This window comes from Novosphingopyxis iocasae (assembly GCF_014334095.1).
In the GTDB taxonomy this organism is placed as follows: domain Bacteria; phylum Pseudomonadota; class Alphaproteobacteria; order Sphingomonadales; family Sphingomonadaceae; genus Novosphingopyxis; species Novosphingopyxis iocasae.
This window is the reverse complement of sequence record NZ_CP060495.1, coordinates 2,799,090-2,813,742: the sequence shown is the minus strand read 5'-3', so window position 1 is coordinate 2,813,742 and position 14,653 is coordinate 2,799,090. Positions and strand designations below refer to the sequence as shown.

The window sequence follows — 14,653 nt, the reverse complement described above, 5'->3', positions numbered from 1 at the left end:
CGTCAATCTCCGGAAATGAACGGCGCGCGCCAGACCGAAACAATTGGCCAAAGGGGGTCGCCGGGTAAAAACACTACATGGCGCAGGCCCGCATGGGCGTGAACGAAGCCGTCCGGCACCGCGATCAGCAGATGAAACTGGACCGGCCCTGCGCGCACCAGCACCAGATCGCCGGGCTCCGACGCCCGCTTCACTTTGATAAACTGGTGCCGGTCAAACCAGCGGTGCCAGCGATCCGCAGAAGCGCCCTGCAAGCGATAGCCCGATGGCAGCGGCAGCTCCCGGCCTAGCGCCATCGCAGCAAGGCCGATGCAATCCAGCCCGCTCGCGCGGTCGCGCCCGCCAATCCGGAAGCGTGTGCCGACCAATGCCAGGGCACGGTTGCAGATGTCCTGCCGGTTCATCAGCGCCCACCCGGATAACGGGTAAGCAGATCATTGCCCGGCAGAGGCGGCTCGCCGCGGAAGTTGACGGCATTGCCGAAACGGCCCGCGCAGGTGCCGATCGACCGGTCGCAGCCTTCGATCAGTGCCACGCGCACCCCCGGGGCGAGCGGCAGCCGAGGCGGCTCCGCCAGCCAGATCACAGCGCCCGACCCGTCGGCGATATCGTGGTTCAGTCCGCATGCAGCGCCGGAAAGGAAGCGCAGCCGCCCGAAGCGATAGCGCGCGCCGTCGGGCAGTCCTGCAATCTCCAGCCGTTCGTCCTGCGCTACCGTAACCTGAAATTCGCGCGTGTACTGCGCCGGATCGAGCCCGCATTCGGGACCAGCAAAGACGGCGCGGCAGCCGGGCGATGTGCGCGGTGCCACCGGCCGGTCCAGCGCGGCGGCCGGGCCGCGCAGCTCCGCCCTAAACGCCCCGCCGCTGCGGCTGAGTTCTCCCAGCTCACCCTTGGCAAGCGAGCGGCGGTTCGCGGTGTCGGTCCAGTCGACCAGCTGTATTTCGAGCGTGGCCCCGTCCCAGCGCCCCGCGTCCAGATCGGCCTCGCTGATCGCAGTGCTGCTGAGCCCGCCGTCGATATCGAGCCCATCGCCTTCCAGTTTCGCGGTCTCAACGATCGCGCTCGGCACCATGCCGGGTCCCGCCCGGTGCAGCAGCCCGTCGATCACCAGATCGCGATCATGCGATGTAAAACCCAGCGCCACCCCGTCCCGCCGGATCATCGTCCAGGCATAAGCCGTGGTGGCGCATGGTTCGTCGAGCCAGTGGAGCATGGCCTTACTCCTTCACCTCAATCAGCGGCACGCTGGCGATATCGGCGGCACCGTGGGTGGCGTTGGCGATATCGAGGCGGTCTTCGGCGAAGCGCACGGGAACGTCGAAGCGGAAGCCCGCGGTGATTGCGGCCCCATCCGACGGCGGCGTGTCGAAGCGTAAGAACCCGAGCGGCTGCACCGTGAAGCCCTGCGTTTCCACGCCGCCGATGCCGGCGCGCAGCGTGCCCGCGACGGGGCGCGTGATCCGCCGCTGCTGCTCCGCCTCCCCCGCGCCATAAATCTTCACCAACGGAAAGTCGGTCGCCAGCCCATCGCCGGTGCCGATGCGCTGATCGAACGGACCCGGCTCATCATTCATCCCGGCGGAGCTGCTGTCGCTGGGATCGGTGAAGCGAAAGCCGATCGCCGCGCCGCGCCGCGCGCGGAAAAAGGCGATTAGCTCCGCAGCATCGGCATCGCTGCGCACCCCCGGCCCGGCATCGAAGGCGAGCCGCGCATCGGCCCAGTCGCTCGTCCGGCGTTCGCGCCCGGAGAGCGTGGTGACGATACCGGTCGAAAATTCCGACGTGACTGTGGCGTGCCGCCCGATTGCGATCGGAAAGCGCACATCATCGAAGCCGCGCATGGCGTCCTCCTCCAGCTGAAAATAGGTGAAGCCGTCGCGCGCCACCTGCGGCAGCGCCCAGACATAGTTGCGGCCCGGCGTGCGCGCCTCGGCCAGATCGATCGCGCGGGCGATGGCCTGCCATTGCGGCGCGTCTTCCGGTTTCAGCACAAAGCCCGCGAAAAACTCCTGCGCGGCCAGCGGATAGCCGAGCCGCGCAGTCATCGCGGCGACGCCGCTTTCAGTGCCGGCATGGTTGGCGGCGACGGTCCAGTCATAATCCTCCAACTGGAGGACATCGAAGGCCGGGGCGGACCAGCCGATCGGCACATTGGCGCGCCGGGCATCGGGGGCGGCAGCGTCCAGCACGGTGGGCAGATAGACCAGCAGATAGAGCGTGGCCCCTGCGCTGCCCGCCTCATCCCGTACCGCATCGGCCAGTGCGGCGGTGGCATCGGCCAGCATTTCTCCCGCGCGGTCAAGCATCGCCTGCTGCGCCGCCGTCTTCGCGCCGTCGATCGACGGGATCGAGACGATATCGCTGCCGAAGGCATTCCACGCCGCCGCATCGTACAGGCAGATGCGCCTGTCCGGCATGATCCACCACCATGGCTCGCCGATCTGGAAGCGCACCGCCTGCCCTGCATCGCGCTGGATCGCGGCAAAGGCGCGGCCCACGGCGCGCAGATAGCCCATCGCGCCGCCATGCGCGGGCGAGAGCAAAGTGGACGGCGGCTCCCAGCCGGTGAGCGCCGGATCGCCATTTTCTGCGCGCTGCTTCCAGTCGTTCCAGCAATGCGCGTCGAACAGTTCGAAGCTGAGCGAGAATATCGTCTCGAACCCCATCGCCAGGGCGCGGCCTACGAAGTCGCGGTGCCAGGCGCTGCACGGGGCATTGAGCGTGCCGCCGGCCAGCGAAACATAGAGTCCCGGCCCGCTGCTCTCGAGCCGGAAATAATGGCTCATTCCGACATAATGGTTGATGATCCCGCGATAGCCGAGCGCCCGGATTTGGCGCAGCAGCCGCTCGGGGCTCTGATTGTACGCATCGTCATAACCCGTCGCCATGCGCAGCGCATGTTCGGGCAGCATGGCATCGGCGATGCCGATCACCGCGCGCTCACCGTCGCAGGCGATATCGCTGATCTCCACCCGCGCCTCGGCAGGCTGGACAAGCCGCCCCGCCTCGCCGGTATAGCCCGGCGGCACCAGCGAGATGAACATCCGGTCGATGTCCTTGGGATACACCGGATCGGCCTCTCCCGGCAGCAGGAAACCGCCCGCCAGCGTCTGGAACGGCAGCGTGATGGCCGCGTCCTGCGCCGTGCCGACGGCATAGTTCCACAGGCGCACATACCAGCTGCGCGGGCTTCCCGCCGCATCGCGCCCCTCGATCGTCAACGTCGGCCCGTTGATCGCATCGAGCGGCATCAGGCCGGTGGAGCGCCAATGGAAGCGCAGCGTCAGCCGCGAATAATCGCGCACCGTTTCATAGGCGAGCAGCGGATGGTCCCAGCGATCCTCGCTCTCCCAAATCAACCCGGCGAGGTCGTCGCTATTATAGAACACCGCATCGACGCGCAGCGCACCGGGGCCGGTGGTGACGGTGGACGCCATCATCGGGCGCGGAAAATTGACCGTCCAGAACCGCGCATCGAAGCGGGCCATATGGCCCTGCTCTACCGCGGCAGCATGGTCCGGGCGGGCCAGCCAGTGGGGCATGAGGATTTCTCCCGAAAATGGCGTTTCTAAGCCTCGAGCGCGCGCTTCACTGCCTGCGCCACCTGGCGGCTGGAACGTTGCAGCGCTTGCGGGGCGCTGCCCGCACGATCGGCGATGTGGACGGTGAGGTTCACCACGGGCGCGGGCGCGGCGGCACCTGTCGCCTCGACCCGCCCGCTGGTTGTCGGCACGAACCATTCCGGCCCGCGCTCGCCCACGCGGTAAGCCCGGCCGGGCGACACCGGTCCGCCGGTCGCACGGCCCGGCGCGCCGAGCAGTTGACCGACAATACCGCCGAGCGCCGCGCCAGCGCCTCCCCCGCCCGAACCCCCCAGCAGCGATCCGATGCCTGCGCGGATGGCGGCGCTGGCGATCTCGTCCAGCACGGAAAGCGCCACGGCCTTCAGCTCCTCAAAACCGAACTGACCACGCCGGATGGCGGCGCTCAGTCCGCGTTCCAAGGCGCGTCCCGCCCGCTCCATGCCGTCCGCCATCGGCCCGTCGAGCTGCGCGCGCATCGACTGCACATCACGCGCAAAACCTTGCGTGTCGGCGCGCACGCCGATCACCAGCGTTTCCAGTTCTTCATCCATCGGGAAATCTTTCCATCAGATCGTCGAGATCGGGCGGCGCATGCGTTTCGCCGGGCGGCAAAAGGATGGCTGCCAGTTCGGCAGGCGTTGCCGTCCAGAAATCATCCGGCCGCCAGTGAAGCCAGTGCGCGGCGAGCGCGGACAAGCGCAGGGCACTGTCGGCGAAGGTCACCCCCTCACCGCCCCTGCAAGATCTGCTTCAGCAGCACGCGGAGCGCCGGGGTCAGCGCGGCAAGGCCCGCCTCCGCCAACGCCTCGCCGAAGCGTTCGCGGGTGAGGCTCTCCGGCCCATCGGCCAGGCAATGCCAGAACAGCGCGGCCAGTTCACCGAGCCGAAGCTCCCCCGCCGCGGCGCGCTCGACCAGCGCGAACAGCGGGCCGAGTTCTTCCTCCGCCGCCACCAGCGCGGCAAAGCTCGGGCGCAGTCGCAACGCTTCGCCCCCGATACGCACCGAAGCTTCGCCCCGCGCGGGGTTTGCCGCCACGCTCACAAGCTCGCTACCGCGCCGGAGCTTTCCAGGCTCAGCGTGTAATTGCGCTCGCCATTATAATCGCCGGCATAATCGAGGCGGCTGACCAGGAACCGCCCGCGCATCCGTTCGCCGCTCTCGAACCTCAGTTCATAGTCGTCGATCACGCCGCCCAGCGCGTGGGCGCGCAGCCGCGTTTCGGCGTCCGAGCCGGTGAAAATACCCGCGCCCGAAACGCTGACGGAGCGTACGCCCGCGCCCGACAGCAGCTCACGCCAGCCACCGCTATCCTTGCTGGTGACGTTCACCGCCTCGCCATTGATCGACAGCTGCGTGGTGCGCAGACCCGCGATGGTGGCGTAAGCGGGGCTCGCCGCCCCATCGCCGATCTTGAGTAGAAAGGCACTGCCCTTTTCGGCCGGCATATTGGTTCTCCTTCGATTTTCGGCTAAGTCCGTCACCAAGAGGATGACGAAATGATGATTTTTCTGATGGCGAGCGCGCTCGCCGCCGCTGGTGCTCAAGAAGCGCCCGAGCCCGCCCCGCAGCCGGAACCGACGACGATCCGATCCTGCGTACCCGCAGAGCGCATCGTGCCCGTTCTCGGGCAGAGCGAAGCAGCCAAGGCACAAGGCGTTTTCGCCGCGCAGGCGGTGCTCGACGAGAAGGCGGACGCCGGCGAAAAGGTGCCGGAGCTTTGCGAAGCGCCTCCCAAGCTCGAAGCGCCCGCCGAACCGGCGGAATAAGGTCCGCTGCGGCTGGCTTGGCGTTCGGCCGCGTCAACCTTCCAGCATCCGCACCCGAAATTCGATCAGGCGGCGGCGCTGCTTGCCCTCATCGCTCGCAAGGCTGCGCAGATACACGCAGCTGGCGATGCGCCAGCCGGGCAGGTCCGGCGGCAGCGCGAGGATCGCGGCTTCGGCGGCGTCCGCCAGGTCCGGCAGCGCTTTCGCCTCGGGAGCTTCAACCATGACGCCGAGCCGCAGCTCGCGGCCCCGCGCGGTCTTGGTGCCCCAATCGACCGACAGGATATCGGGCAGATAGGTGAAGGGCGGCTGCGCGCCGGGAGGCACGCTGTCGTAGACGCCGTTCAGCCGCGCGCTCAGCAGCGGATCGGCACGCAGCGCGGCCAAGGCAGCCTCACGCAGCAAGGTCGCGGCGCTCATCGCAGCCACCCGCCGGGCCAGCGCAGCCGTGCATCGCGCATGAACCTTGCGAGCAACCCGCGCGCCTTCACGGTCACGCCGCGCGCATCGCGCGACACCTGCGCATCGGGCAGCGCATCGCCATAGATCTGCGCCAGCAGCGCTGCGCGCCGCTCGGCTCGCCGCGCCGCCATCGCCGCACCGCGCCGCAGCAGCGCCTGTGCCGCGCGCCCGCTTCCAGCAAGCCCGCTCATGCGCCCCGCCTTCATGCGATCGCCACCCGGCGCCAGGGCCGCCACAAGGCCGTGACGGCAGCGGGGACGGCTGCTTGCGCCGAGCGCTCCGAATAGCCGAACGCCGCCAACCGCACGATGCCCTGCCGCAGCGTTTCGGGCACGCCCTCCCAATGGCCGGCAATTCCCGCGCTGTAATGGACGCGCACCCTCCCGGCAGCACCCGGCCGCTCGATCCGGATACGCCCGCCGCCGTCCGCGGCAATGTCGATCGCATAGGCATCGACCGGCAGCGCGATATCCGATCCTTCCGCGAGCAGCCCGTCGACCGTCTCGATCGACAGCACGGGCCGATGCGTCAGCGTCTGCCAGCCGGAACCAGCGGTGAGCAACTCGGCATAATCGCGCAGGATCAGCGTGGTGCCGAGAAAGCATTCGCACTGCTCATAGGCGCTGCGCAGTTGCTCGGTCAGCGCGGCATCCTCGCCATCGATGGTGATGCGCAGATATTGCTTCAGCGCGGCCAGCGCGGCGGGGCCGAGATCGGGCGGTGTGCTGGTGACGAGGCCCATCAGCTTGGCTCCTTTCGGGTAGGTGGAACATAAAAAATCCTCCCCGAGCATGGCTCGGGGAGGGGGACCGCTCGACGCAGTCGAGGGATGGAGGGGCCGGCAGGACCGCCCGGCACCGCTAAGTGCGATCGGATCGGAGCGCTATGGCCCCTCCACCATTTGCCTTCGGCAAACGGTCCCCCTCCCCTCGCCGGAGCGAGGGGAGGATATGGCGTTTACGAAGCGCTGAACTTCAGCACTTTGATCGCCTCGGCATTCATCGCCTGACCGCCCACGCGCTTCGTCGCGTAGAAGTGCACGAACGGTTTGTTGGTGAAGGGATCGCGCAGGATGCTCGTCGCGCTGCGCTCCGCGATCAGATAGCCTTCGCGGAAATTGCCGAAGGCGATGGCGGGCGCGTCGGCGGCGATGTCCGGCATGTCCTCCGCCTCCACCAGCGGATAGCCGAGCAGCGTGTCCGGCCGCCCCGCGGCGAGCGAGGGCTGCCACAGGAACGCGCCGTCCGCCGTCTTGAACTTGCGGATGCGCGCCAGCGTGGCCGAGTTCATCACGAACGCCGCGCCTTGCCGGTAGGCAGGCCGCAGGGCATGGACCAGATCGACCAGCGCATCTTCCGGATTGGTACCGCCGAAGCTGCCGGACGAACCGCTGGGGACATATTGCAGCTCCCCGAAGGCGCGCACGTCATCCGGCTCGTCGGTCATGCTGACCGACAGGAAGCCGCGCGGTTGGTTCACCCCGCTGCCGTTCACGAACGCCGCGCCCTCGGCCCGGGCGAACTCGCGGGCGATCTCGTCCGCCAGCCAAGCCTGCACGTCGAACGCCGCATCGTCGAGCATCGCCTGGGTTGCGGCGGGATTGGCGTAAAGCTCGCCGGTCGGCGGGGCGATTTCGGCAAAATCCGGCGTGGCCGTGGCGGGCCGCCCCGCCGTCTCGCTCACCCAGCCCGACGGCGTGCCGCCGGTGGTCACCAGCTTGCGATAGCCTGCGGTGCCGGTCTGCACCACGGTGGCGATGGCGCGGATCGGCGAGATATCGAGCAAGCTCCGCCCGATCAGCGCATCGATCTGGCGGGGCACCGCATAGCCGCCCTCCGGACCCGAAGCGGAGGAAAGCGACTTCACCTCCGTCTCCCGCCCGCGCCGCAAATAGCCCTCGATAAAACTCTTCACCTCGGGCGCGGCGGAAACCGGCGCTTCGCCGCCCTCGCCCGCGACGGTGGAGGCGAGCACCGGACGCGCGGCAGCGGCGGCCACCTTGTCCATGCGCGATCGCAGCCCGCCGACATCGCTTTTCAACTGATCGACATCGGTGCGCAGGCCCGCAATCTTTGCTTCATGCTCATCGGCGCGCAGCACCGCGTCGAACGAAGCCTCCAGCGGATCGGCGGCAGGCGTCACCGTAGACTGCGGCGCGGCATTGGTGGTCATGATATCCATGGGATTTCCTTTTCTCGGGGTGGATTTTGGACACAAAAAAGCCGCCCTGAGGCGGCGTGGGGAGCGACGGATAAGAACACCCTCAGCCGCTCAAACGATGCACCCGCGCCAGCGCCTGCATCGGCAGGCGGACCAGGCTGACTTCGACGAGATCCAGCGCGAGCAGGCGGCGGGGACGGGTGCCAACGCTCGCCCGCGCGCGGTAACCGAAGCTGAGGCCGCCGCCCCAGTCGCAGCGGGCGAGCGCGGTGCCTTCGGGCGTAAGCTGCGCGATAACGCGCAGCCCCTTGCGATCCTCGGCGGCATAGGTGACGGTGCCGATGCGACGCAGCGGATCGTGCTGCCACAGAAGCGGGAGCCCGTCCGATGGCTGCGCGGCGAGGGTGGCGGCAAAGGCACCGGGTTCGATGATGTCGCCGCCGCGATCCTCGATGCCGAAGATGGCAGCATATCCGGCGATGCGGAGGGCCCCGGGAACGACCTCTTCCGTTCGGGCTGAGCCTGTCGGAGCCCCGTCCTTCTGTCGGGCAAAACAGTACGGCCCTTCGACAAGCTCAGGGCGAACGGATGTGGTTTGGTTGCAAAAGCTCATCGCACCAGCTCCCCCACGCCGATGCGCACGGCGATGCCGATCAGCATCAGCGCGATCAATGCCTTCACCAGCCAGTCGAGCCCGGCCTTCAGCGCGCCGCGCTTCGCCTCGCGCCAGGCGTCGAGCAACTGGCGCAGCTCGCGCACGTCGCCATGCGCCTGCGGGTCCGCGAGGCCGAGCCGTTCCAGCGCGCGGGCCGCCCCGGCATCGCTCGCTTCCTCCACGATCGCGCGCAGTGTCACCGCGTCGATCCCCTCGCGCCGCGCCTCGAGCGCCAGGCCGGCGAGCATGTCGTTCGTGATCATGCCGCCTCCTTCGCCGTCAGCCCCAGCAACTCCCGCTTTTCCTCGCGGCTGAGGAAATCGGCCGCCGTCACGCTGGTCCACAGCCGCTCGCGGTCCTCAGACAGCGCGGGCACGCGGTCGACCGCGACGGTCAGCGCCGCCGCCGGAAACCAGTCGGCCAGCCCTTCGCTCAGCGCCTCGCAGATGGTGCTCACCAGTGGCAGCAAGGTGAGCCGCCACAGCGCCTTGTTCGCCTCGCGGTAGTTCGCATAGCTGTTGTCGCCCGGCAGCCCGAGCAGCATCGGCGGCACCCCGAAGGCTAGCGCGATGTCGCGCGCGGCGGCTTCCTTCAGCCCGGCGAAGTCCATGTCCGCCGGGCTCATCGCCATCGATTGCCAGCTGAGGCCGCCTTCCAGCAACATGGGCCGCCCGCTATTGCCGGGGCCCTGATAGGCGCCCTCCAGTTCGGCCTTCAGCCGCGCGAACTGTTCGGGCGAGAGGGTGGAGCCGTCGCCCGGATCGTAAACCAGCGCGCCGCTGGGCCGCGCGCCATTGTCGAGCAGTGCGCGGTTCCAGCGGGTGGCGGCGTTGTGCAGGCCGATCGCCTCCGCCGCCGCGCCGAGACAGCCCAGGCCGTAATGATCGTCGAGCGGATGATAACCCTTGATGTGGACGATTTGCGGCCGCCCGTCGGTGGCGATCGCGTCGATCGCCTCCACCGCATCGCCCGCGCAATAGTGGAAGGCGGCGGGCCAGCCGCGCGCATCGGGAACAATGGTGACGCGGTCCGGCCGCAGCGCGAACAGCTCCGCCGCCTCGCCGCCGGGCCCGCGCAGGATCTGCACGAAAGCGTTGCCATGCAGGAGCAGCTGCGCGGCCACCGTCTCGAACAGGCGCTGGCCCGCGCTCGATGCATTCGCGAGCGCGGCGAGGCCGGGCGTATCGCTCTCGACCGGCGCGGCGCCTACGCCCTCGGCCACCAGTCGCACCGCGCGCTGGGCGACGGGGTTGCGCTCGTAACCGGCGCGCACGGCAGCATCATAGGAAAAGGGCGCGTCATCGGTGAAGGCCGCGCCCCAGGGAGAGTTGAACCAGCGCGCCAGACGCGGCCGCTCGGCCACGCTCTCGCCCTTGAAGGCGAGGCGCAGGGTATCGAGGATGGTCATGAGTATGTCCTTTCTGATCCTCCCCGGCGCGGGGAGGATTTGATTACAGCCCGCGCACCTGCACTTCGCCGCGCCGGTTCAGCAGCAACGCGGTGATCGCCCAGACGAGCGCGTCGGCACGGTCCGGGGAGCGGCCGGGGCCTTCATAGCCGCCGCCCGCGATGAGGCCGCAAAGCTGGTCCTCCAGCGCGGGAAAGTGCCCGGCATGGTGCACCTTGTCCGCCTCGTAGAGCGCGGCGACCGGCTCCGCGCGCGCCGCCTTGCCGCGGCTGGCGTGGACCAGACGCACCGGCAGCGCGGCGTCGGCGGCGCGCAGCACGCTCTCCACCATCGCGCCGCCCTGGTTTGCCTCCGCGATCACCCGGTCCGCGCCCCATTCGCGCGCAGCCGAAGCGACGGCGCGGGCCCAGCCCGCCGGCCCCTCGCCCTCCACGCTGGCATCGGCCAGCACCACGGCCCGCCCGCCCGGCAACAGCGCGGCGACGATGATCCCGCAGGCATCGCCCTCGCCCGCGCCCGCCGGCGGATCGACACCGACCACGACGCGCATCGTCTCCTCCGGCGGCGCACATCGCCGCGCCTCCAGCAGCGCCCGGCTCCACAGCGCGCCCTCGACATCGTCGATCAGATCACCAGACAGCTCCTGCCGCCCGAGATTGCTGGTACCATATTGCGCCTCCAGATCGGCCACCACGCGGGCAGAGAGATGCGGATTGTCGCGCGTGGCCCCGCGGGTCTCGACGAACCCGTCCATCGCCATGATCGTGCGCAGGATCGGCACGCTGCGCGGTGTGGTCGTGACCACCGCTTGCGGGCGCTCGCCGAGCCGGAGCCCCAGGATCAGATTGTCCCACACGGGCTTGGCATGCCGCCATTTGGCCAGCTCGTCGCACCAGGCGGCGTGGTGTTCGGGTCCGCGCAGCGCCTCGGGCGTCTCGGCGGAGAAGATGGTGGCCACCGCGCCGCTATCGAAATGCACCGTGCCCGCCCCCTTCTTCCAGCGCGGCTTTTCGTGGGAGCGCGCCACGGCGAGCACGCCGCTGCGCCCCTCCACCATCACGCGGCGCGCATCTTCGATATTGGCGCCGACCAGCGCGATCTGCGCGTCCGGATGGGTCCGCGCATATTCGCTCACCCATTCCGCGCCCGCTCGCGTTTTCCCGAACCCGCGGCCCGCGCGGATCAGCCAGACCCGCCAGTCGCCGCAGGGCGCGCGTTGGCCGTCATGTTCGAAGCCCTTCCACCGCCCCACAAGCTCGCGGCGATGGTTGAGCGGTAGACGACGCAGCACAGCCGCCAACTGCTTCAGCGAGAGCCGGGCAAGTGCACGGATCACCACATCCGGACTATGGCTGCGCCTGCTCTTCCGGGCGTTGGCCGGTGCTCGTCCGCTGCGGCGGCCCACGCTCATTTGCGCGTCCTCATCTGGCGGCGCACGATCGCGATCTTGTCTATGATAAGCCGGTCGACCTCCTCGCTACTCGGCATCTGCGTAGCCTGAGCCTGCGCGCGAAAGGCGCCGCCGGTAACGGTTCCGCGGTGCTTGTTGAGCAGGTCCATCGCCTGGGCGAGGGTCATCTCCGCAAAGGGCGCGCCGTCTTCGGGAAAATCCTGAGCGGCTTCACCGGTAAGGTGGAGAGCGCGCCTCAGCAGGGCCCCCTCCAGCCGATCATATCCAACGCGAAGGGCCGACAGCCACTGTTCTGCGAACTCCGGATCGCGAACGCGCAACCGGTAAGCGCCGGACGAACCCATTCCGACGGCCTTCAGCGCGTCCACGACGTTGCAGCTGTTTGCCAGATGATCGCAGAACCGTTGGCGCTTCTCTTGGGTCCAGATGCCTTCTCGCGATCTGCGCGCCTGCAACCGATGCCCCGCAATGGGCGCAATCCTCAATTCTTCGCTCATCCAGTGCCTCCCAACCCCGACGGAGCGCATGAAAAAAGCCCCCGCCCGGTGGACGGAGGCCGCTGCCCCGAATCGCTTCATCTCGATGTTCTTCTTATGTACCGAAAGAGCGTGACGATGTCAACCCATTTGTACCATTCGGGTTAGTTTCCCCTTTCCCGTAGGAGGAAAAGGCTGCAACCGCGTGCTCCTCTGCGCGTTTTCCTATCGACCGGACCATCCCGGCCCTCTTGCCGAAGGAGAGCGCCATGACCGACGCCGAAACCGCCCCGCAGACCCCTCGCACCCCGGACGATATCCAGCCGCCGCCGCAGCGGCACCACGCTATCACCAGCGACCGTGTGGAGGGCACTGCCGTCTACAGCGAGGACGGCGATCATATGGGCCATGTCCATTCGTTGGTAATCGAAAAGGCGGACGGAAAGGTGACCGATATCGTCGTCTCGATCGGCGGATTTCTGGGCCTGGGCGGTGAGCTGCACTCGATCCCTTGGGAAAAGTTCGCCTATGATGTGAACCTAGCCGGTTATCGCCTGGGCCTAAGCAAACAGGAACTGCGCGACGCCCCCACCTTTACCGACGAGAGCCGTGAGCTGGCGCTCGACATGGCCTATCAGCAGCGCGTCTACGATTATTATTCCGTGGCACCTTACTGGTATTAAGCGCCAATCCCGTTGAGTTTGGCAATCGCTTCGGCGGGCAGGTCCAGATTTGCCGCGGCCACATTCTGGCGCAATCGCTATCGGGCGGCGATCCGAACGACCATGCAGCAACCCTGCTCGACGCGGTCGTAGATTTCCATGGTGCCGTCATGCAGGTTGGCGATGCGCTGGCAGATGGTCAGGCCCAAGCCCAACCCATCCGCACTCCCGTCCTTGAAGAACTGGCTAAAAACCATGTCCTTCTTGTCGTCCGGAATGCCGACGCCATTGTCCCCGACATAGAAGATATGCTCGTCACCTTCTTCCTTGTGGTGGATCGTCACGATAATCCGGTCGACCCCGGCATATTTGATCGAATTTTCGATCAGGTTCTGGAACAGCTGCCGCAGCAGGTTCGGTTCCACCCGGGCGACGGGCAGACGCGTGACGTTAAGTTTGACATCCGCCGCTTCGATCGCCGCGGACATGTTGAAGCGGACTTCTTCCAGCAGGATATTCAGGTCATATTCCTCGAAATCCAGCTTGCTGACCTCCCCCGTCGCAGCTTTCAGCATCGCCGAAATATATCCCGACAGACCCTTCGCGCTGTCCTTCAGCGAATTCACCACCACGGCGCCGCGCTCGCTCAATTTGCTGCTCCCGTCCCGCTGCAGGATGTTCAGCCCGCTGATGATGCTGGAAATGGGGTTTTTCAGATCGTGCGCGATGCTGTGCGAATAGACCTTCAGCTGCGCGTTCAGCCTGACCAGACGGCGCTCGCGTGCGGCAAGGGCAGTGATATCCGTTGAAATACAGACGAGCCGTTTCTGCCCGTCGGCCATTTCGTACACCATCTTGCGCGATAGCAGTGTGCGGCGCTGCGCCTTCCAGTCCGTGATCTCTTCGACGATCTCGGTCTGGCCTTCCCTGAAGGCACGGCGATCCTCGCTGAGGAACAACTCGGCCTCCTCCTCAGGAAAGCTTTCGACCGTCGTAGTGCCGATCAGCGCCTCTCGCTGGTCCGGTGCGTAGACCGATAGAAACGCCTTGTTGGCGTAAAGAATGCGGCTTTCCTCATCTTTGATGAAGATGAGCGATGGGCCATTGCCCAGAATGAAGCTGACGAGTGCTTCATCATTGGGCAGTTCCTCCAATTCCGGCAATATAGCGCCGTCGAAATGTGAAAACGGCAACATTCCTCTCCCGGGATATGAACATCCCCCGCGCAATGATCTGTCGCCGATTGGCCCGAATCTGGCAACAGTTTATCGCAAGGGAGTGGGGGGCCAAGCTGTTGTTCCGGCGATTCAGACGCCGGGACGGCCCGGCGGGCTCCTTCCGTGAGAGCGAGGCTTCAGCCGCCCCGGATCTTTTCCAGCGCGCCCTTTTCCCAGGCGATGTTGCTCGCAAATCCTTTCCGTGCGTGCATGCGCGCGGCGAACGCCTGTACGCGCGGATAGGCATCGAGCGAGCCGCCGCAGTGGGCGTAATTCACCAGCGGGCTTGCCACCGCGAGATCGGCCAGGGTCAGCCGCTCGCCCACCAGCCAGTCACCGTCTTCGGGCATCTGCGTTTCCAGCCAAGCGAGCATGGCCGGCACCGCCTCCTCTTCCGCGCGGGCAGCGGCGGCCTCATCCGCCTCCTGCCGCAGGAATAGCGGGGCGACGATGCGGTTGAAGAACAGCGGTTGCAGGTTGGCGAAGATTTCCGTGTCCGCCACCTCGTCCCACCACACGGTACGGCCGAGCAGCGCGGGATCGTGCGGGATCAGGCCGACATCGTGCTTGGCTTCCAGATAATGGCAGATCGCGCTGGAATCGGCGAGCGTGAAGCCGTCATCCTCCATCGCCGGGATCTTGCGCAGCGGCGAGGCGGCGAGAAATTCGGGATCGTCCGAGCCCAGCCCCACGGCCTGCAACTCGTAATCGATCCCCGCTTCCCCGCAAAATGCCAGGATTTTGCGCGCATAGGGGGAGAAAGAGGAGCCGTAGATTTTCATGAGCGATAGCCTTTCGATATCCGCCGCTCACGATAGCGCCGGACACCTGCCCGCAACAGTCCTTTG

At 67.2% G+C, this 14,653-nt stretch carries 20 protein-coding genes; 2 read left to right on the top strand and 18 right to left on the bottom strand.

From position 1 onward, the window contains the following. Positions 1-2: 2 nt before the first annotated feature. From H7X45_RS13470 to H7X45_RS13440, 7 genes are read right to left on the bottom strand one after another with little or no spacing between them, the layout of a single operon-like run. A complete protein-coding gene (locus tag H7X45_RS13470) occupies positions 3-404 on the bottom strand; it encodes a peptidoglycan endopeptidase (RefSeq protein WP_187335293.1) in 402 nt (133 codons plus the stop codon). Beyond that, a complete protein-coding gene (locus H7X45_RS13465; protein ID WP_187335292.1) occupies positions 404-1,216 on the bottom strand; it encodes a DUF2163 domain-containing protein in 813 nt (270 codons plus the stop codon). The genes H7X45_RS13470 and H7X45_RS13465 overlap by 1 nt, the downstream gene beginning before the upstream one ends. A 4-nt stretch (positions 1,217-1,220) precedes the next feature. Further along, positions 1,221-3,545 (bottom strand): DUF2460 domain-containing protein, encoded by a 2,325-nt coding sequence (locus H7X45_RS13460; RefSeq protein ID WP_187335291.1) that lies wholly within the window; start codon positions 3,543-3,545, stop codon positions 1,221-1,223. Between the two features lie 26 nt (positions 3,546-3,571). After that, positions 3,572-4,138 (bottom strand): tail tape measure protein, encoded by a 567-nt coding sequence (locus H7X45_RS13455; protein ID WP_187335290.1) that lies wholly within the window; start codon positions 4,136-4,138, stop codon positions 3,572-3,574. Then, complete coding sequence (locus H7X45_RS13450) at positions 4,131-4,310, bottom strand: phage tail assembly chaperone (protein WP_187335289.1); 180 nt, start codon at positions 4,308-4,310, stop codon at positions 4,131-4,133. The genes H7X45_RS13455 and H7X45_RS13450 overlap by 8 nt, the downstream gene beginning before the upstream one ends. 4 nt (positions 4,311-4,314) lie before the next feature. Continuing rightward, on the bottom strand, positions 4,315-4,629 hold the full coding sequence (locus H7X45_RS13445; protein WP_187335288.1) for a gene transfer agent family protein: 315 nt from the start codon (positions 4,627-4,629) through the stop codon (positions 4,315-4,317). Next, complete coding sequence (locus tag H7X45_RS13440; RefSeq protein WP_187335287.1) at positions 4,626-5,033, bottom strand: phage major tail protein, TP901-1 family; 408 nt, start codon at positions 5,031-5,033, stop codon at positions 4,626-4,628. The genes H7X45_RS13445 and H7X45_RS13440 overlap by 4 nt, the downstream gene beginning before the upstream one ends. A 51-nt stretch (positions 5,034-5,084) precedes the next feature. Between H7X45_RS13440 and H7X45_RS13435 the strand changes: the two genes are divergently transcribed. After that, positions 5,085-5,354: a hypothetical protein gene (locus H7X45_RS13435; RefSeq protein ID WP_187335286.1), complete on the top strand. Its 270-nt coding sequence runs from the start codon at positions 5,085-5,087 to the stop codon at positions 5,352-5,354. A 33-nt stretch (positions 5,355-5,387) separates the two neighbouring features. On the opposite strand, the gene gp17 is transcribed toward H7X45_RS13435, so the two are convergent. The 9 genes from gp17 to H7X45_RS13390 form a co-directional block, all read right to left on the bottom strand. After that, positions 5,388-5,774 carry a tail completion protein gp17 gene (gene gp17, locus H7X45_RS13430; RefSeq protein ID WP_187335285.1) on the bottom strand — a complete coding sequence of 129 codons (387 nt, stop codon included), beginning with the start codon at positions 5,772-5,774 and terminating at the stop codon, positions 5,388-5,390. Next, a complete protein-coding gene (locus tag H7X45_RS13425) occupies positions 5,771-6,007 on the bottom strand; it encodes a hypothetical protein (RefSeq protein WP_187335284.1) in 237 nt (78 codons plus the stop codon). The genes gp17 and H7X45_RS13425 overlap by 4 nt, the downstream gene beginning before the upstream one ends. 11 nt (positions 6,008-6,018) lie before the next feature. Continuing rightward, positions 6,019-6,558 (bottom strand): head-tail connector protein, encoded by a 540-nt coding sequence (locus H7X45_RS13420; RefSeq protein WP_187335283.1) that lies wholly within the window; start codon positions 6,556-6,558, stop codon positions 6,019-6,021. Between the two features lie 215 nt (positions 6,559-6,773). Next, complete coding sequence (locus H7X45_RS13415; protein ID WP_187335282.1) at positions 6,774-7,997, bottom strand: phage major capsid protein; 1,224 nt, start codon at positions 7,995-7,997, stop codon at positions 6,774-6,776. Positions 7,998-8,079: 82 nt separating this feature from the next. After that, entirely contained in the window at positions 8,080-8,589 is a 510-nt protein-coding gene (locus H7X45_RS13410) for an HK97 family phage prohead protease (RefSeq protein WP_187335281.1), read from the bottom strand. Continuing rightward, entirely contained in the window at positions 8,586-8,894 is a 309-nt protein-coding gene (locus H7X45_RS13405) for a DUF6127 family protein (RefSeq protein ID WP_187335280.1), read from the bottom strand. The genes H7X45_RS13410 and H7X45_RS13405 overlap by 4 nt, the downstream gene beginning before the upstream one ends. Next, positions 8,891-10,039, bottom strand: a complete 1,149-nt coding sequence (locus tag H7X45_RS13400; RefSeq protein WP_187335279.1) for a phage portal protein — start codon at positions 10,037-10,039, stop codon at positions 8,891-8,893. The genes H7X45_RS13405 and H7X45_RS13400 overlap by 4 nt, the downstream gene beginning before the upstream one ends. A 43-nt stretch (positions 10,040-10,082) precedes the next feature. Then, positions 10,083-11,450: a DNA-packaging protein gene (locus H7X45_RS13395; protein WP_187335278.1), complete on the bottom strand. Its 1,368-nt coding sequence runs from the start codon at positions 11,448-11,450 to the stop codon at positions 10,083-10,085. Next, complete coding sequence (locus H7X45_RS13390) at positions 11,447-11,947, bottom strand: hypothetical protein (protein ID WP_187335277.1); 501 nt, start codon at positions 11,945-11,947, stop codon at positions 11,447-11,449. Before H7X45_RS13390 ends, H7X45_RS13395 begins: the two co-directional genes overlap by 4 nt. Before the next feature lie 248 nt (positions 11,948-12,195). Here H7X45_RS13390 and H7X45_RS13385 point away from each other — a divergent pair, with 248 nt between their 5' ends. Next, on the top strand, positions 12,196-12,609 hold the full coding sequence (locus H7X45_RS13385; RefSeq protein ID WP_187335276.1) for a PRC-barrel domain-containing protein: 414 nt from the start codon (positions 12,196-12,198) through the stop codon (positions 12,607-12,609). A 77-nt stretch (positions 12,610-12,686) separates the two neighbouring features. On the opposite strand, the gene H7X45_RS13380 is transcribed toward H7X45_RS13385, so the two are convergent. Then, positions 12,687-13,784, bottom strand: a complete 1,098-nt coding sequence (locus H7X45_RS13380; RefSeq protein ID WP_187335275.1) for a sensor histidine kinase — start codon at positions 13,782-13,784, stop codon at positions 12,687-12,689. Positions 13,785-13,942: 158 nt separating this feature from the next. Further along, positions 13,943-14,587: a glutathione S-transferase family protein gene (locus H7X45_RS13375; protein ID WP_187335274.1), complete on the bottom strand. Its 645-nt coding sequence runs from the start codon at positions 14,585-14,587 to the stop codon at positions 13,943-13,945. Between the last annotated feature and the right edge of the window lie 66 nt (positions 14,588-14,653).